The sequence below is a fragment of the Paraburkholderia sp. J8-2 genome (genome assembly GCF_905220195.1).
Lineage (GTDB): Bacteria > Pseudomonadota > Gammaproteobacteria > Burkholderiales > Burkholderiaceae > Paraburkholderia.
In genome coordinates, this window is sequence record NZ_CAJMZA010000013.1 from 1 (window position 1) to 17556 (window position 17556).

Here is a 17556-nt window from a genome sequence, read left to right on the forward strand (position 1 = left end):
ATCTCCGAAAGAGAGCCGGGGTTCTGGCGTTTGGGCGTCGTGAAAGAACATGCAACACCTCTCCCGCAGCATTTCACAGCCGCGATAACGGAAAGCACGACTCCGTTTTTAAAACGTATTTCCCTAATACGTTAATGCGATTCAAAATTTCGCAAAATCAATCTAATAAGCATTAAATAACCAATCTCCTAAAGTTTCTCTAAAACCCGCCGATACATGCGTTTGTAGTTTTTAACTACGAATTAAAAAAACACGCTACATCGACAAGAATCCGGGGGCTTCCGCGTGCGCGCTTGCGCACGGGAGGCGAGAAACATGCAATGCCGATGGAATAACCACGCGCGCAGCGACACACTGCGCCCTTTGTGCTCGCCCGCGCCTCCGTGCGCCGGGCCGACATGCCCCACGTGCGCGCCGCCGCACAGCACCGCATTTCGCCGCTCCCATTTCTCCAGTCGCTTCAATCCGTGCGCGCAGCAAACGCGCGCGCCTGCTGTCGTTTCTGTTCCACCACCAAGGAGAATCCATGAAGTTGTCCAGAACCTGCGGTGCCGTGCTGGCCGCCGCCGCTATCGCGGCGCTGAGCGCCTGCGCGACGGAGTCGTCGCGTTCGCTGCCGGTCCCGCCGGTCGCGAGCGCGCAGCGCCCGGCCGTCGGCAAGCCGGTGCAGATCGCAGTTGGCAAGTTCGACAATCGCTCGAGCTATATGCGCGGCATCTTCTCCGACGGCATCGACCGTCTCGGCGGCCAGGCGAAGACCATCCTGATCACGTCGCTGCAACAAAGCGGGCGCTTCAGCGTGCTCGATCGTGACAACCTCGACGAGATCCGCCAGGAAGCCGGCTTCACGAAGAAAGCCCAGGTGATCAAGGGCGCGAACTACGTCATCACCGGCGACGTGACCGAGTTCGGCCGCAAGGAAGTGGGCGACCACCAACTGTTTGGCATTCTCGGAAGCGGCAAGAACCAGATTGCCTACGCGAAGGTGAACATCAACGTCGTCGATACCACGACGTCGGAAGTGGTCGCTTCGGCGCAAGGTGCAGGCGAATACAGCCTGTCGAACCGCGAAATTATCGGCTTTGGCGGTACCGCGAGCTACGACTCGACGCTCAATGGCAAGGTGCTCGAGCTCGCGATCCAGGAGGCAGTCAACCATCTGGCCGATCAGGTCGACGCGGGCGCGTTGCGCACCGCACATTGAGCGCGCGCGTCGTCCGCGTTTCACGCTCGATCACAACAACTACGCATACGGGGTTTTCAATGAAATACATCGGCACGCTTCGGGGACTCTGCCTGCCCGTCACGGCAGCGACGCTGCTGCTCGCGGGCTGCGCGAACACCACGCCGCCGCTTTACCAGTGGACCAGCTATCAGCCCGCGGTCTACGACTACCTGAAGGGCCAGAAGGCGCCGCAGGAACAGATCGACGTGCTCGAGAAGTCGCTGCAGGAGATTCGCGCGAAGGGCAACACGCCGCCGCCGGGCTTCCATGCGCAGCTGGGCATGCTGTACGCCAACGTCGGCAACGACACGCAAGCCATGCAGGAATTCGACGCCGAGAAGCATCTCTTCCCGGAGTCGACGACCTATATGGACTTCCTCATGAAGAAACCGAAACAACAATAAGCGAGCGTACCGATATGTCCAGATTCTCTTCCCTCAAGCTCGGGCTGGCCCTCTGCGCGCTCGCGCTGCTGGCCGCCTGCGCGCAGCCCGTCAGGCACGCGGACTACACGGCGTTCAAGAGCGCGCGTCCGCGCTCGATCCTCGTGCTGCCGCCCGACAATGCGACGACCGACGTGAATGCGTCGAACAGCATGCTCTCCCAGATGACGATGCCGCTCGCCGAAGCGGGCTACTACGTGATTCCGGTCGCGGTCATGGAGGAGACGTTCAAGCAGAATGGTCTCACGACGGCAGGCGATATCCAGCAGACCTCGCCCGCGAAGCTGCGAGAGATTTTCGGCTCCGACGCGGCGGTGTATTCGAAGATCACGCAATTCGGCACGCAGTATCGCGTGCTCGACAGCGCGACGGTCGTCACGGCGTCGGCGAAGCTCGTCGATCTGAAGAGCGGAGACGTGCTTTGGCAAGGCTCAGCGACCGCGAACAGCAACGAGGGCAATAACAGTAGCGGCGGCGGTCTGATTGGCATGCTCGTGATGGCGGCGATCAAGCAGGTCGCGAATTCGCTGACCGACAAGAGCCACGATATCGCTGGTGTCACGAGCTATCGCCTGCTGCACGCGGGGCCGCCGACCGGTCTGCTCTACGGTCCGCACTCGCCGAAGTACGGTACGGACTGACCGGCACCCGCGTTGGACCAAACAAAAAGGCCCGTCACCGAAGTGACGGGCCTTTTTCATTCTGGCTCCGAAACGCGTCGCACTAGAGCGCGACTAACGCGATCAGCGCTCCAGGAACGGCCGCAGCTTGTCTGCGCGGCTCGGGTGCATCAGCTTGCGCATTGCCTTGCTCTCGATCTGGCGAATACGCTCGCGCGTCACGTCGAACTGCTTGCCCACTTCTTCGAGCGTGTGGTCCGAAGTCGTGTCGATGCCGTAGCGCATACGCAGCACCTTGGCTTCGCGCGGCGAAAGCGCCTTGAGCGCTTCGTCGATGGCAGCGCGCATGTTCGCGTGGATCGCGGCGTCGGCCGGCGAGGCCGAGCCTGCGTCCTCGATCATGTCGCCGAGCGTCGCGTCGCCGTCGTCGCCCACCGGGCTTTCGAGCGAGACCGGTTGCTTGGCGATCTTGAGGATGCCGCGCACCTTCTCTTCGGTCATGCCCATGCGTGCGGCGAGGTCCGCCGGATGCGCTTCCATGCCCGTTTGCTGCAAGATCTCGCGCGAAATGCGGTTGAGCTTGTTGATCGTTTCGATCATGTGCACCGGCACGCGGATCGTGCGCGCCTGGTCGGCGAGCGCACGCGTCACGGCCTGACGCACCCACCACGTCGCGTACGTCGAGAACTTCCAGCCGCGGCGATATTCGAACTTGTCCACCGCCTTCATCAGGCCGATGTTGCCTTCCTGAATCAGGTCGAGGAACTGCATGCCGCGGTTGACGTACTTCTTCGCGATCGAAATCACGAGACGCAGGTTGGCCTTGACCATCTCGCCCTTCGCCTGACGCATCTTCGATTCGGCAACGGTCATGCGGCGATTGATCGCCTTGATCTGCTGCAGCGACAGCGATGCGGCCGCTTCGATCTCGGCGAGCTTGCGCTGTTCTGCCTGGATAGCCGGCAGGCTGCGCTCGATCGCGGGACCGTACTTGCTCGACGCGGCTGCGGCGCGCACGCCCCAGTCCAGATCGGTTTCGTGACCCGGGAACTGCTCGATGAAGGCTTCGCGCGGCATGCCGCAGCGATCGACGACGATGGAGAGCACATTGCGCTCGATCGCGCGAATTTGCGCGACCTGCTCGTGCAGCAGCGAGCACAGGCGGTCGATGGTGCGAGCCGTGAAGCGGATCGGCGCGAGTTCCGTCTGGATGTCGGCGCAGATCTTCATTTCCGAGGCCGACGCACGCGCATTGGCGTCCGAGGTGCAAGCCATCTGTTCGAACAGCGTGCGAACGCGCGCGAAGATCGCGAGGCTGTCTGCCTTCAACTGTGCGAGCAGGGCTTCGTTCGCCTTGCTGTTGTCGGCGTCGGCGTCGTCTTCGTCATCGCTCGAATCGTCCGATTCTTCTTCGTCGGAGGCCGCTTCGACGTCTTCGCTGGCGTCGGCTTCGGCCGCGGCCGGTTCCTGTGCGGCTTCGTCGCTGCCGATGCCGTCGACGAGTTCGTCGATGCGCATTTCGTCAGCCGCGATGCGGTCGGCGTCGGCAAGGATGGTCGCGACGATCGACGGGCATGCCGCGATCGCCTGGATCATTTCCTGGAGACCGTCTTCGATACGCTTCGCCACTTCGATTTCGCCGGCGCGCGTGAGCAACTCGCTCGAGCCCATTTCGCGCATGTACATGCGCACGGGGTCGGTGGTGCGGCCGAATTCGGAGTCGACCGTCGAGAGCGCGACTTCGACTTCTTCGTCGGCTTCGTCGTCGGCCTGCTGGTCGGCGCGGGAATCTTCGTTCAGGAGCAGCGTGTCGGCGTCGGGCGCCTGTTCGTACACCTGCACGCCCATGTCGTTGAACGTGGCGACGATCGTTTCCAGCGCGGCCGTCTGCGCGAAGTTGTCGGGCAGATGGTCGTTGATGTCCGCGTGCGTCAGATAACCGCGCTCACGGCCGAGCTTGATGAGCGCCCGCATTTGATGCTGGCGTTTTTCGAGTTGCGAGCCTGCGTCCATGGGCGTCGTATCGCCGGATTTGTCTTTCGACGAACGGCGTGCGGGGCGGGCAGACGAGATCAGCGCGTCGTCCCGGTCATGGCTTGTCAATACATTCTCCTCGAAGGGATAGCCCGACAAGGGCAAAAAGGGTCACGCGCCAGCGGCGTGGCGTCCTGGCGATGACGAAATTGCAGGGGAGTGGGCGGGGCGCATGCCGGTCCCGCCAAGCGAGCGCCAAACGTCGAAGACGTGGCAGCCTGGATTTTCGTGCAATGCAGAAAGACCGCGTATGGTAGTGCGTTACTGCATGCGAGGCAACCTGAATCGTCGTGTTTGCGGCACATTGTCCGCCTTCAGGGTCGTACCGCTTGCTAGCGCTCCACCTTACATATCTCCTACATAAGTGCGTTAGACCATTTTTCAAGCGAATAGTTCACGTATTTGTCACTCGCTCGGTGCCTGGCGCTCTGTTGTTCCCCACTAATCCCGTTGCCGGATCGTCGTGCGCGGCAACGCTCACGCACGAATCGCGACAATACGTTGAACGCGTTTGCCGGAAGAGCGGTTGACCGCGTCCTCGTCGAGCGCGAGCGTCGTGCCCTCGAGCGCGCCCGTCACGAGCGCGGGGTCGAAGGCACTATATAGACGCCCCGCAGGGTCGCGTGCGCTGTCGCCTTCGGTTACGCGCCAGCTCAGGTACAGCACGCCGCCGGGCGTGAGCAGCTCGACGAGGCGGCGGCAGGCCGGGCCGATTTGCGCGACAGGCAAATGCATGATCACGGTTTCGCAGAGGACGTTGTCAAAGCTCGCGGCCGGTACATTCTCCAGATCGGGCAACGTGGCAAGGCCGAACGCGTATTGCGGGTATTCAGCGGCAGCCTGCGCGATCAAACCCTGCGACGCGTCGTACCCGGCCGCCGGATAACCGTGTGCGTTCAGCCACGCCACGTCGCGCCCCGATCCGCACCCGATATCGACTGTCCGTCCCTCGGGGCGGAAATGCTGCGTGAGACGCGCATAGAGGTCGTCCGGCTCGGGCTGGTTCGCCCATTCGGCTGCGTAGCTTGCGGCGCCACTCGTGTACGTCTCGATCGTCTTGGAGTCCATATGGGGCTCGGAGTCCTTGGGGACAAGGGGAAGGGACGCTTCGAGACTAGCCGAACCATGTACCGGCAGGCAGTAGTGCGGCGATACCGGTATGGTCGCTGCCACGCATGTCTGCAGGAACGCACGTGTCAGGGCGGGAATTCGTCGTACTGGGGGAGCGAGTCGGCGATCTCGAACCAAGGCGCTTTCGAGCGCACGAAGATATGGCCGGCGGGCCGGATGTCGGGCGCATCGGTCAGCGTGCCGAGCGTTACGTGCACATAGGCTCCTTCGCGCACAACTGAATAGAGCAGCGAGCCGCAGCGGCCGCAATGCACGTCATGGGCGGCCTGAGGGTCGCCGTAGACCAGCGTCTGCGCTTCGCCCTCGGTCAGGCGCAGCGCCTCGCTTTCGATGCCCGCAAAGGGCTTGAATGCGGACCCGGTCGCGCGGCGGCACTGCGAGCAGTGGCAATTGAATGCATAGCGGAATGCATTCGCGACCGCATAGCGCACGGCGCCGCAAAGGCACTGCCCGCGCAAAGTAGCGGGAGCATTCGTGTGGACGGGGGAAGTGTCGGCGGACATGGTGGACGCGGTGCTCGGGTAGCGAATCTCACACACTGCAAACGGGCGGCTGCGGTGCGATGGGTGCTCTCACATCATACGTTTGAGCCTCCCGCGGCGCAGGAAAACGTCAAGGTCACCACATATGGGGATTTGCCGGACCACCGTGGCTTGCGCACGGTTCGTGGCTCCTCTGGAACCCCGAAATGCAAGGCGAATTTCCCATGGATGGTTACCTTTGCGCCCTCGCGCAAAACGCTTCGTGCCGCCGGCCCAATTGAATCTACGCGGGCCGTTCCCTCAGCTCCTTCAATCCCTTGATGACGACCAGCAGCGCGCGGCCGTGCTCCTCCGAGCCGTCCCACGCCTCGACGATCGCGTTGCGCAGCAATTCGTTGTACGCGGCCGCGTGCCGGCTGGACGGCGGCGCCTTCACGCCATAGAAACTGCATAGCTTATTGAATGACGCGCTCCGGCGTACACGCCTCCCGTTCGACGTGCGAAGACGCGAGACGGTAGGCTGACTGACCCCGGAAAGCCGTGCAATTTCGCTGGCCGAGCGTGAATCGTCCGATAACCGCCGCAGCAGTTCCTGCACCGGAAAATAAGTATCTGGGGCTTCCATGTCATGCATTATACCTATACAGTAACGGTTATTGAATTGCTCACCCTAATCAATGAGCAACTGCATTCCGAGGAAGTCGATGGCACTGAAACACCTACCGCCCACGTTCTGCTGGTCCCGTATCGGGCCGGAGGCCGGCATGGATCTCCCTACGCTGATTCTGCGCAAGGAGTGGGAGCGCCGGCAGGGCGGCGGACGTTTCCTGTGGGGCATCGGCCAGTCGCTCGGCAGCAGCGCTCAGGTCGCCGCGCTGCGCACCGGCTCGCTCCTCGCCCTGTTCTCGCCGGCGGCGAGCCGTCCGCGCGTAGCGCAAGACAAGCGCGGCAAGCGTGCCGGCGTGGTCGTGTGGAATGCGTGGGTCGACGCAAGCGGTCAGGTGCGCCAGCTTCCGCAGCACGTGTTCGTCACGAGCAGCGCCACGCTGCCTTCGGGCGCCGCACGCGAGCATCACTACGCGCTGGTATGCGTCTCGCCAACCGAGCTCAGCGTCGGCAGTTCGCTGCGGGTGTTTCCGGAGCGGCTGCGCAGCGTAAGCACGGCGAAGCCGCCGGCCCGCTCGCAGGGCACCGTAGTGGTGGATTGCGTCGAGCGCGCCGCCGAGGCGGGCGGCAAGAGCCATCCGCTCGTGTTGACGGCGGAGCTGGAGGCGCCGTACTTTGTGCGGCTTACGCAGCCCACGCTCGTCAAGGCGCGCGATCTCGCGGCAATTCACGAGGCGTCGCGCATGGGCGACTTCGACACCTACGCGAATCTCACCAAACGCGTGCGCAGCGAGGCCTGTGCGCAGCAGGCGCGTGGCGTGACGCGCGATCTCTTCGACGTGCCGCCGGCCGACCACACGGCGTCTTCACGGCTTGGCGGCGCAAGAACGCGTCACGTCTCCCGGGCGGGAGACTGGACGCAACTCACGATGGAACTCTTCCATGGCGATTCACATCCGTTCACAAGAGGCCGAGGCTGCGCAACGCTTTTTTGAGGCGAGCCGCAACGTCGACCGGGCATTTCGCGCCCTGCGTGCCGAGGTCCAGGGCGACATCGCCGCGCCACTTGCCTATGGGGTCGCGCAATCGCGGCTCGACCGCGCGCTGGACGAACTGGCGCGTGCCGAGGCGCTGTTCGATTCGGTGACTGAAGTCCAGGCGCGTCAGATCAAGGATCATAAGGACCACTGAAGCACCGCTCGCTGGCCTGCATGCCGCTTCCGCGCAGCCTGCTTGCTGAACGTATGGACCAGGGCGGGCCTGGAGCGCGCTGCGGAGCAAGCCGGCTCGGCCTGGCGCCACAACGGGCGCAACCCAGACAGCCAGTTTCGAGACGCGGCAATAATCGAACGCTTTGCGTCTACACGCGTTGCCATCTTCGGACGTTTGCTATCCGAAGCCATGGAAGCGTTCACCCTCATGTCGACCTCCCAAGCTTCCCGCGACGCCACGCCGCCCGCGCAAGCAACGCAAGCACCCTTGGCCGCCGCCGAGTCCGCGTGGCAGCGCGGCGAAACTGAAGCGGCGCGCGCCATGTGCGAGCGCCTCATCGCCGCCAATCCGCACGACGCCGACGCGCTGAATCTCGCCGGCCTGATCGAAAACGGGCGCGATCCGCTCGCCGCACGTGCGCTCATCGCCCGCGCGCTGGCCGAGCGGGAGGACCCGGTCTTCCTCGTGAACCTCGCCTTGACCTGTCAGCGCGCGGCCGACCGCGACTTCGCGATCCGGGCGCTGCATCGCGCGATCGAGTTGCAGCCGGACTTCGCCGTGGCGCTGAACAATCTCGGTCAGCTTTACGGCGAAGCGGGAAACTGTGCCGAGGCCTCGCGCCATTTCGAGCGTGCCTTGGCGCTTGCGCCCGCCCATGTGGCTATCCACTTCAATTACGGAACCACCCTGTACAAGTCCGGCGAGTTCGCGCGCGCGGAAGCGGTACTGCGGCGCACGCTGGAACTGGCGCCCGGTCATGTGAATGCCTGGAACAATCTTTCACAGGTGCTGCTCGCCACGAACCGCAACACCGAAGCGCTGGCCATGCTCGAACACGCGCGTACGCTCGCGCCGGACTCGGTCGACCTGCTCACGAATCTGGGCTGCATGCTGCTGGGCGCGGGCCGTGTCGACGAAGCGCAGGCCGCACTCATACGCGCGCTCGAACGCGAACCGGGCAGAGTGTCCGCGTGGAACAATCTCGGCAACCTGATGATGCAGACGGGCCGCATCGACGAGGCGCGCGCGGCCTTCACGCGCGCGATCGAACTCAAGCCGGATTTCGCCGCCGCGCACCTCAACCTCGGCAACACGTGCAGCAAGTCCGGCAGCATCGACGAGGCCATTGCCTGCTATCGGCGCGCCATGGCCTGCGATCCCGCGCATGCCGGCGCGAACAGCAACTTGCTGTGGTCGCTGATGTTCGCCATCGACGACGGCCACGCGCTGCGTGCCGAAGCCGAGCAGTTCTCGGCCCGGCACGAAGCGGCGCTGCTGGCCGCGAGCGCGGGAGCGCACCATGCGAACACGCCCGAACCCGCGCGTCGGCTGCGCATCGGCTATGTCTCGCCCGACTTCCGCAACCACTGCCAGTCGCTTTTTACGACGCCGCTGTTGCGCCATCACGATCACGAGGCGTTCGAAATTTTCTGCTACTCACTGGGCGCACAGGCCGACGAATTAACCGCCCGGCTACGCGGTTTCAGCGATGTCTGGCGCGACGTGCGCGAGTTCGACGATGCGCGCGTAGCCCAGCAGATTCGCGACGATCGCATCGACGTGGTCGTGGATCTCACAATGCACATGGACGGCGCGCGGCGCCTGGTGTTCGCACGGCGGCCCGCTCCGCTGCAGGTGGCGTGGCTCGCCTACCCCGGCACGACGGGCAGCCCCTCGATCGGTTGGCGTCTCACCGACCCCTGGCTCGATCCGGAGGGCGAGCCGCACATCGACGATCAATACACCGAGCGCTCGGTGCGCCTGCCGGACGCCTTCTGGTGCTACGACTCGTTGGCGACGGATGTGGATGTGAACGCATTGCCGGCGCTCACGGCTGGACACATTACGTTCGGATGCCTGAACAATCCCTGCAAGCTCACCGACGCCACATTGGCGCTGTGGTCCGGCGTGTATGCCGCGCTGCCAAACGCGCGGCTGCTTCTGATGGCGCCGCCCGGCAGTGCGCGCGAGCGCTTGAATGCGCGCTTTGCGGCACACGGCATCGATCCGGCGCGCGTGAGCTTCGTGGGTTTCCAGGCGCGCGCCGATTATCTGCGCACTTACCAGCAGATCGACATCGCGCTGGACACGTTTCCGGCCAATGGCCACACCACGAGTCTCGACGCCTTCTGGATGGGCGTACCTGTGCCCACGCGCTACGGCCGCTCGGCGGTGAGCCGCGCGGGGCTCTGCCTGCTTGCCAATCTGGGTTTGCCGGAGCTGGCGGCGGCAAGCGACGCCGGGTATGTGGCCGCCGTGACGGCGCTCGCGCGCGATGTGCCGCGCCTCGCCGCGCTGCGCGCGGGCTTGCGTGCGCGCATGGAAACCTCGCCGCTCATGAATGGCGCACGCTTCGCGCGAAACATGGAAGCCGCCTACCGGCAAATGTGGCAAGCGTGGTGCGCTCAAGAGGGCGCAACCCGCGAGGGCGTGCGCTGACTCAGCCTTTGCTCTCCTGCGTCGGCAGCTCCAGCACGGCCGCCACGAGCGGCCAGCGTTTCGCGGCCGCTTGCCAGGCGTCCTCGGCCTGAACGTCGAGATAGCGGTCGCGGTCCACGCCCTCGACCAGGCGCGCGAGCGCGTCGATATCGCTCGGTAGCGCAGGACCGCTGCGCGAACGGCGGCCGGACCCCCACAAGCGTATCGCCATTACTTGCCCTCCACCCACACGCCGTCCGGCGTGTGGATCACATAGCCCGTGGGGGTCGTCATCGTCACCGTGCCCTCGTTTTCGCCCACCATGCGCGTTTGCGGCAGGTTGTTCGCATACTGCGCGAGCGGCGGCGCGCCCGTGGCGAACGGGCTTTGCGCGACGAGGTTCGCGAGCAGTTGCGCAAGCGCGAGAAAGCTCGTGGGCGTATCGATCGTCGTCACGCCACCGGTGTGCTCGCTGCCGGGCGGCAGACCCACCACCTTCACGCCTACCGGCACATGCACGATGTTCGGCGTGGGAATTTCGCGCATGCCGGCGATCTGGTTTTCTTCACCGCGCAGCGCCGCGCCGTGTTCGGGGACGAACACGATCACGGCGCGGCGGCCCGATTGCGCGACGAGGTTGATCAGCTTGTCGACGTCGCCGAGCAGATTCTGCAGGCGGATCGGGTAGGACTGCAGGCTCGTGAGATTGGTGTTCGGAGGCGGCAGGCGGTTGCCGTCGTGCAACGAGACCGTGTTGTAGTAGAGCGCGACCGGACCGCCGCCCGCCGCAATGCGTTGCTTGTACCAGCGCGCGAGCACGTCGTAGTCGCCAACCAGCGGCGAGCCGTCGAACTCCTTCATCGCTTCCGGCAGGCCTTCGTTGGAGGGAATCGTCACGCCCGGCACGGCCATTTCATTGATCACCGTGCCGCGGAAATTGTCGAAACGGCCGTTGTGATTGAGCAGCGCCTGCGGCTTGTAACCCGCCTGCGCAAGCTGCGCGAACAGATGGCACTCGGGCGGCGCCGGGTCGTAGAGCGACTTGTGCGGCTCCTGCCCGCAGGTGGCGCGCAGGACGCGAATGGCGGCAGGGCCGCTATAGCTCGCGGCGGAACTGAAGTTCTGGAAGATGTAGTCGAAGCGCGAGAAGAGCGGGTTGTTGCGCATCTTCACGACGTCCATGTCGTCCCACGAGAGCGAGCAGATGTGCACCACGATGATGTCGAACTGCGCGCTCGTGTCCGTCGTGAGCGGCGTGAAGTTCACGCGCCGGCCCTCTTCGTTGGCGCGGAACGCCGCTAGCTGCTGGTCGTAGCTGCCCGACTGCTCGTCGCGCTTCTTGCCCGTGCCGCCGTCGTCGTCGCCGTTGCTGGCGAGCGAGGCGTTGGCGGTGGCGTTCGCGACGAAGGTGCCCACGCCCTGCCAGATCGGCATGACGACGAGCGCGATCAGTACGAGCGTCGTCACGCGCACCCAGCGGTCGATGAGGAAGTAGAGCAGCACGCCAAGCACCGCGGTCACGACCATCGAAAGCGAAATCACGCGCCGCGTGAGTTCGAACATGTACGAAGGCGTGAAGGTGAAGAGCACAGGAATCTGCGAGATCGCCCGGCCGATGTCGGGCATGCTCGACTCGTGGTACGCAATGGCGATGCCCACGACAACGGCGGCCACGTCGCGCGCGATTCGCAGCCAGCGCTTGTGCAGCGGCACGAGCAGCAGGACGACGAAGGCGAAGTTCATCCACCACTCGGGCTTGAGCGTGCCGATCGAGTAGAGGTACAGCTTGGCGAGGAAGTAGAGATTCCAGAGACCCATAGTGTTTCGCGTTCCAGGGGTGTAGCGGCTTGATGTGGCGGTTGCGTTTCTCAGGGCTGGCGGGCCTGGCCGGCCCGGCGTCGCGTGAAGAGGTTTTCCAGCGCGTCGAAGAGCGCGTCGATGAGGCGCATGTAGCCTTGCCAGCTCAGCTCGATCAGCTGGACGAGGCCGTGCAGCGGCGCATCGGAGGGCGGCACGTCTTCCCACTCGAGCCAGGCGTCGGCGCGGCCGAACGTGCATTCCACGAGCTTGCGCTCCGTCTCCACCGTCATGTCGGTAAAGCGCACGCCAAGGCGCCGGTCGGCGAGACGCGCGACCACGGCCGGGAAGTCGTGTTCCAGCACGCCGCGCGCGAGCGTCACGTTGATGCGCTCGCCGGGCTCGAGCTTCGCCACGGCGTCGGCGGGCAGCATGAGGCCGAGGCCGCCCATCGAATAGTTCTCGGTCTTGCAGGCGAGCGTGCGGCCGTCGGGCAGTGTGAGCATGGCGGGCACGCGCAACGGAATGCGGTGCGCCACGCGCACCTGCTTCGCCTCTTTGGCCACGCCGAGCGCCAGCCCGAGAATGGTGAGATTCACGCCGGCCCAGAAGAGGTTCATGAATACGGTGGCGGGCTCTTCGGTTCGCCAGATCGTGAGGCGGCCAATGCCGGCGAGTATGGAGCACACGTTGATGCCAAGCAGCACGAGATAGGGCTTGGAGATCGTCCAGTCGAGATACTCGTGCTCGATATGGCCGCCCTTCGAGGTCACGTTGAACTTGCCGAGCTTCGGGTTGATGAAGGCCATGGTGGTGGGCAGCACGATGTACCACGCGAGCACCGACTCGTAGGCCTCGGCCCAGAACGAGTGCCGGTAGCGCCCCTGGATGCGCGAGTTGGCGATCGCGGCAATCACCAGATACGGCACCACGTAGGCGAGGATCACGGGCGCGGGCGTGTTGATCACGTGCAGTCCGAAATACAGGTACGCGCCCGGCATCACGAGGAAAATGAGGCGTGGGAAGCCGTAGAAGAAGTGCAGCATGGCGTTGCTGTAGCACATGCGCTGGAAGAACGAGAGGCCCTTGCCGATCCACGGATTGTCGACGCGGAAGATCTGCGTCATGCCGCGCGCCCAGCGAATGCGCTGGCCGATGTGGTCGGCGAGGCTGTCGGTGGCGAGGCCCGCCGCCTGCACGGTGCGCAGGTAGGCCGAGGTATAGCCGTGGCGATGCAGCCGCAGCGAGGTGTGGGCGTCTTCGGTCACGGTCTCGGTCGCGATCCCGCCGATGTGTTCGAGCGCCGCGCGCTTGATGACCGCGCACGAGCCGCAGAAGAACGTGGCGTCCCAGAAGTCGTTGCCGTCCTGGATCAGGCCGTAGAAGAGGCTGCCTTCGTTGGGCACGCGGTGGAACGTGTCGAAATTGCGTTCGAACGGGTCGGGCGAGAAGAAGTGGTGCGGCGTTTGCACCAGCGCGCAATTCTTGTCGGCGAGAAAGACGCCTACGGTCGTTTGCAGGAAGGAGCGCGTGGGAATGTGGTCGCAATCGAAAATCGCGATGAACTCGCCCTGGGTGAGCGGCATCGCATGATTGATGTTGCCGGCCTTCGCGTGCGTGTGCTCGGCGCGCACGATATAACCCACGCCGGCTTCCTCCGCGAAGCGTCGGAATTCATCGCGCGTGCCGTCGTCGAGAATGTAGACGCGCAGCTTGTCGCGCGGCCAGTCGATCGAGCTGGCCGCGAACACGGTTGGGCGCACCACCGAGAGCGACTCGTTGTAGGTCGGGATATAGATGTCGACGGTCGGCCAGTCGGCGGGGTCGTCGGGCAGCGGCTGCGGCTTGCGGCGCAGCGGCCAGGCGGTCTGCACGTAGCCGAAGATCAGCACGATCCACGTGTAAAGCTCGGCCGCGTAGAGGATGTAGCCCACGATAGCCTCGGCGGGGCTCGTCAGATGCAGCGTTTGCGTGCTGCGCCACCAGACGTAGCGGCCCGTCATGAGGATCGAGAGCATCACCATGAGCATGGTGGCGAGACGCCCCGGCAGGCGGCGCGCGATCATCACCACGACGTACACGAGCAGGAACAGCAGCACCTGGCCCGCGAACGGCAGCGGCGTCGTGCACACGGCAATGGCCGCGATGAACGCGAGCCACAGAAGGCACTGGCGCAGGAAAGGCACGCTGTCGAGCGCTGCCGAAAGCTTCTCGAGGCGCTGCTCGATGCCGTCCCACGGCACGTCGGGCAGGCGTGCGCCGATTGCCGCGCTCGCGCGCGAGGCACGGCGATAGATCGGTTCGAGCCCCCTGCCGAGCCACGCGCGCAACGCGAAGCGATGGTGCCCTTGCGGCGCCTTGTGAAGCTTGCGCAGGTCGGCGGCAAGGCGCTGTCGCGCGCGGCGCGGGCGCAGGAAGAGGCGCAGCAGCCAGGCGCCGGCGGTGTCGTCGCGGCCTATGTTCAGCCGCTGGCGGATGTCCTTGCCCAGGCGCGCGAAGGCGAGGGCGGGCACGTCGCGCTGGCCGGGGCGCGGCGGCCGGAAGAAGGCGCGCAGCAGCCACTGGCCACGCGGCGCGTCGGGCGCGAGATCGAGCTCAGGCGCGCTCAGGCGGCGTAGCGACGCCCAAAACGCGATCCACAGTGCAGCGATCTTCTCGCGGATCATGGCGTGCTCCCGCGCGCGGCATGTTGCGCGAGCAGTTCGTCGGGGGCGTCGAGGCTTGCGCCCGTGCTCCAGTGCGAGAGCCACGAGGCAATGCCGTTCAGGTCGTGCGCGGCTTGCGAGCTGGGCGCGCTCAGGCAGAAGTTTTCGCCGGCGGCGAGTGCTGCGGGCACACCGGTGTCCGCATGCACGAGATACGGCAGCATGGCGGCGCCGAGGCGCGCGCGCAGCAGCGAAACGACGTCCATGTGCAGCTGGCGCGCGGGCGCGACCGCATTGGCGATGAACACGCTGCGCTTGCCGGCGCGCACGAGCGCGGCGATCAGGCGCGGCAGCGTTGCACACGCGGTGGCGCAGGGCGCGAGGACGCAAAGCACGAGGTCGGCGGCGTCGATCGCCTGGCGCGCGTGCGCCGAGGGCCACGTGCCCGCGTCGACGAGCGCAATCGCGTGCGCCGGCAGGTCCACGCGGGCGAGCAGTTCGCGCAGCCAGCCAGGGCGCGCGTCGAGCAGGGCGCTCGCGTCGTCGTCGAGGGACGCGTGGCCGTTCGCGAGGCTGCCCCATGGCAGCACGAGCACGCCATCGTCGCTTTGCAGCGCGGCGCGCGACCAGGCGTCGTCGGCGCCGGGGCCGCCCGCCAGATGCGTGACGAGGCCTTCGCGCGCGCTCTCGCGCAGCCCGAAGTGGAGCGCCAGCACGTTGCGCGGGTCGCATTCGGCGGCGAGCGCGACGTGCTCGCGCGCCGCCAGCAGCCCCGCGAGCGCGGCAGTGAGCGTGGTGCGGCCGGCACCGCCGACGCTTGAGACGATGGCGATGGTTTTCATTGGCGCGGCCCCGTCTGGCCGGTGCGGCGCTGGCCGCGAATCAGCAGGGCGTCGAGCTGGGGCGGCAACTGGAGCGGGCGCGAGCGCGCGGGGCGCAGCCACATGGGCAGGAAGCGCCCAAGACGCAGACGCCAGGCGACGAAGTAGAGCGGCACGGCAAGCATCAAGCCCCAGACGAAGTAACCGAGGAATACGTTCATGTCGCTCTCCTATGCTTTGAGCGGCAGCGGCGCGCGCTGCGGCGCGGCTCGCGGTTTCGCGCTGTCGCCGCGCGCGGCGGGGTCGAGCGCGGACAACAGGTCACCATTTATGGGAGCGATATTGCGCGGCGTCGCGTTTGCTGTCGCTGTCGTTGCAGCCGACGCTGCGCCCGGCGCAATCGCGGAAGCCGCCGCAGGCGGCACGGTCTGGCCGTTGGCCTGGACCGAGACGGCCGCGGGCGCGGCGGGCTGCCCCTCGTTGATCGCGAGCCAGCCCGAATAGTCGGGCGGCGGCGCGGTGTCGATCTCGTCGGCGAACGCGTCCAGCGCCTCGGTGATCGCGCGGCCATCACCGTAGCGCTCCTCGCCCTGGAACAGCTCGGCGAGCGGCCGCGTGAACACGCGCTGACACACGGCGTCGGCGTCGCTCATGCGGCATGCAAAGAAGAACACGTAGAGGCTGTCGCCGCTCGCCGTCACGATATCGCCCGCGCGGCGCAGATGGCACACCTTGAGCGCATCCACGTGCGCGATTTCCGGCATTAGCGCGAGCCGGATCAGCACGCTCGGCAACTGGATCACGCGGCTGCGTTCCACCGCCGCGCGCACCAGTTCGACGAAGTGCGCCGCACCCACGTAGCCGCTCTCCTCGCCGTGCACCACGGCGGCGAGCGCCTGGCGGTAGTCGGCGGGCATGGGCCGCGAATACACCTGGCCCTGCAGACTGTCGACGATAGCCTCGACCTGCGCGAGCGGCGTTTGCCGCGCAATGACCCGGTTCGCACCGAGGTTGAGCATGAGCGACTCGTAGCGCATGGCCACGGCGTCCTCGCGCACGATGATCTTGAGCGCTTCGCCGCACTGCAGGCGCAGCGTGTGCACCTGTTCCGCGAGCGCTTCGAGGTCGCGGTTCACGCTGAAATCGAGAATCACCGTGGCTGCGACCGAAGTGCGCGCCGCGGCCACGGCAGCCTCGTTGTTGTCGACGATCTGCCAGGCCTGCGGCAGTACGCGTTCGTGCAGCATGGCGTCGCGCGAAACAACGACACGGCCTTCGTCGGGCGCGAGCAGGCCCGCTTCGCCGATCTCGGTTTCGAAGGTGCCGCCAGAAACGGTCAGGCGGTGATCGACCGCGGAAAAGCGCAGCGGCACGCTCTGGCTGCCGTGCACGGCGTCGCCGGCGCGCCAGAACGCCACTTCCCAGCGATACTGCCCCTGCACCTGGTGCAATTGCGCGGCGCCCGCAAAACGCGCCTGGAACGCGGCCAGCTCGGGATGCTCCTGATCGTCGCCAAGGCCTGGGGGCGCCACCACCATCAGCACGCCGTAACGATACTGCGCGCACCACCCTGCGAGCTGCGCGCCCTGACTCGCAAGCGCGGCGGGGTCCTGCCAGTTGAAGAACGCCTCCGCGCCTTCGATGAAGAACTGGCTTTCGGGTGCGGCGCACTGCGCGGCGAGCGCGTTGAGCGCTTCGATCAGCACCTGCACGCCGTCGCGTTCCTGGAGTGGACGCACCGTGCATACGTTTGCCCACGCGTGCGTCGAACCGTTCTTGTCGAGATCGACGCCATGGTCGCGCAACGTGGCCGCGAGGCTCGCGCCGTCGCGCGTGGAGAGCACGGTGGCTGGACCCGTGAGCGCGGCGGCGGCGGTTTGCCAGAAGAGCGCGTCGCGCGCGGGCGAGGCGCCCGCGTAGACCACGTGCACCTGGCCCGCGCCGAGCGAGGCGAGCGACGGCGGCAGGCCGTCGATCGCGAGCGGCTCGCGGCGCGCGAGACGCGAGAACAGCGAGCGGCGCGTATCGCGGCTGGCGCCGGCGGGCGCTGCGGGAAGGGTGGCGGGATCGGTCATCGTGTCGCTCGTGTCGCGGATTTCATCGTCGCGGGTTTCATCGTCGT

General features: G+C 65.9%; 16 protein-coding genes. 6 read left to right on the forward strand and 10 right to left on the reverse strand.

The window, feature by feature from the left end; genetic code table 11:
- The first annotated feature begins 526 nt into the window (after positions 1–526).
- Genes U5A52_RS24955 through U5A52_RS24965 form a run of 3 tightly spaced genes read left to right on the forward strand, consistent with a single transcriptional unit; the run spans position 527 to position 2309 of the window.
- Positions 527–1204, forward strand: coding sequence for a CsgG/HfaB family protein (locus tag U5A52_RS24955; RefSeq protein WP_321936612.1), 678 nt, complete (start codon positions 527–529; stop codon positions 1202–1204).
- A gap of 59 nt (positions 1205–1263) precedes the next feature.
- On the forward strand, positions 1264–1629 hold the full coding sequence (locus U5A52_RS24960; RefSeq protein ID WP_321936613.1) for a DUF4810 domain-containing protein: 366 nt from the start codon (positions 1264–1266) through the stop codon (positions 1627–1629).
- 14 nt (positions 1630–1643) lie between these two features.
- Positions 1644–2309 carry a DUF799 domain-containing protein gene (locus tag U5A52_RS24965; protein ID WP_321914152.1) on the forward strand — a complete coding sequence of 222 codons (666 nt, stop codon included), beginning with the start codon at positions 1644–1646 and terminating at the stop codon, positions 2307–2309.
- Between the two features lie 102 nt (positions 2310–2411).
- On the opposite strand, the gene rpoD is transcribed toward U5A52_RS24965, so the two are convergent.
- From rpoD to U5A52_RS24985, 4 genes are all read right to left on the reverse strand, one after another.
- The gene (gene rpoD / locus U5A52_RS24970) at positions 2412–4391 is read right to left on the reverse strand and encodes an RNA polymerase sigma factor RpoD (RefSeq protein WP_321914151.1); all 1980 of its coding nucleotides are present in this window, start codon (positions 4389–4391) and stop codon (positions 2412–2414) included.
- Between the two features lie 408 nt (positions 4392–4799).
- Complete coding sequence (locus U5A52_RS24975; RefSeq protein ID WP_321936614.1) at positions 4800–5390, reverse strand: class I SAM-dependent methyltransferase; 591 nt, start codon at positions 5388–5390, stop codon at positions 4800–4802.
- 128 nt (positions 5391–5518) lie between these two features.
- Positions 5519–5956 carry a GFA family protein gene (locus tag U5A52_RS24980; RefSeq protein WP_321936615.1) on the reverse strand — a complete coding sequence of 146 codons (438 nt, stop codon included), beginning with the start codon at positions 5954–5956 and terminating at the stop codon, positions 5519–5521.
- A 262-nt stretch (positions 5957–6218) separates the two neighbouring features.
- Positions 6219–6560, reverse strand: a complete 342-nt coding sequence (locus U5A52_RS24985; RefSeq protein ID WP_321914148.1) for an XRE family transcriptional regulator — start codon at positions 6558–6560, stop codon at positions 6219–6221.
- 79 nt (positions 6561–6639) lie between these two features.
- On the opposite strand from U5A52_RS24985, the gene U5A52_RS24990 reads away from it, so the two are divergent.
- The 3 genes from U5A52_RS24990 (at position 6640) to U5A52_RS25000 (ending at position 10192) form a co-directional block, all read left to right on the forward strand.
- Positions 6640–7536: a hypothetical protein gene (locus U5A52_RS24990; RefSeq protein WP_321936616.1), complete on the forward strand. Its 897-nt coding sequence runs from the start codon at positions 6640–6642 to the stop codon at positions 7534–7536.
- On the forward strand, positions 7484–7732 hold the full coding sequence (locus U5A52_RS24995) for a hypothetical protein (RefSeq protein ID WP_321914146.1): 249 nt from the start codon (positions 7484–7486) through the stop codon (positions 7730–7732). Before U5A52_RS24990 ends, U5A52_RS24995 begins: the two co-directional genes overlap by 53 nt.
- Before the next feature lie 228 nt (positions 7733–7960).
- Positions 7961–10192, forward strand: a complete 2232-nt coding sequence (locus tag U5A52_RS25000; protein WP_321936617.1) for a tetratricopeptide repeat protein — start codon at positions 7961–7963, stop codon at positions 10190–10192.
- A 1-nt stretch (position 10193) separates the two neighbouring features.
- Here U5A52_RS25000 and bcsR read toward each other — a convergent pair whose 3' ends face one another.
- Genes bcsR through bcsE form a run of 6 tightly spaced genes read right to left on the reverse strand, consistent with a single transcriptional unit; the run spans position 10194 to position 17509 of the window.
- A complete protein-coding gene (gene bcsR / locus U5A52_RS25005) occupies positions 10194–10403 on the reverse strand; it encodes a BcsR/BcsP family cellulose biosynthesis protein (protein WP_321914145.1) in 210 nt (69 codons plus the stop codon).
- Positions 10403–11989 carry a cellulose biosynthesis protein BcsG gene (gene bcsG, locus U5A52_RS25010; RefSeq protein WP_321936618.1) on the reverse strand — a complete coding sequence of 529 codons (1587 nt, stop codon included), beginning with the start codon at positions 11987–11989 and terminating at the stop codon, positions 10403–10405. The genes bcsR and bcsG overlap by 1 nt, the downstream gene beginning before the upstream one ends.
- A 50-nt stretch (positions 11990–12039) precedes the next feature.
- The gene (bcsA, locus tag U5A52_RS25015; RefSeq protein ID WP_321914143.1) at positions 12040–14634 is read right to left on the reverse strand and encodes a UDP-forming cellulose synthase catalytic subunit; all 2595 of its coding nucleotides are present in this window, start codon (positions 14632–14634) and stop codon (positions 12040–12042) included.
- The gene (gene bcsQ, locus U5A52_RS25020; RefSeq protein ID WP_321914142.1) at positions 14631–15455 is read right to left on the reverse strand and encodes a cellulose biosynthesis protein BcsQ; all 825 of its coding nucleotides are present in this window, start codon (positions 15453–15455) and stop codon (positions 14631–14633) included. The genes bcsA and bcsQ overlap by 4 nt, the downstream gene beginning before the upstream one ends.
- Positions 15452–15655, reverse strand: coding sequence for a hypothetical protein (locus U5A52_RS25025; RefSeq protein ID WP_321914141.1), 204 nt, complete (start codon positions 15653–15655; stop codon positions 15452–15454). The genes bcsQ and U5A52_RS25025 overlap by 4 nt, the downstream gene beginning before the upstream one ends.
- 9 nt (positions 15656–15664) lie before the next feature.
- Positions 15665–17509 (reverse strand): cellulose biosynthesis protein BcsE, encoded by a 1845-nt coding sequence (bcsE, locus tag U5A52_RS25030; protein WP_321936619.1) that lies wholly within the window; start codon positions 17507–17509, stop codon positions 15665–15667.
- Between the last annotated feature and the right edge of the window lie 47 nt (positions 17510–17556).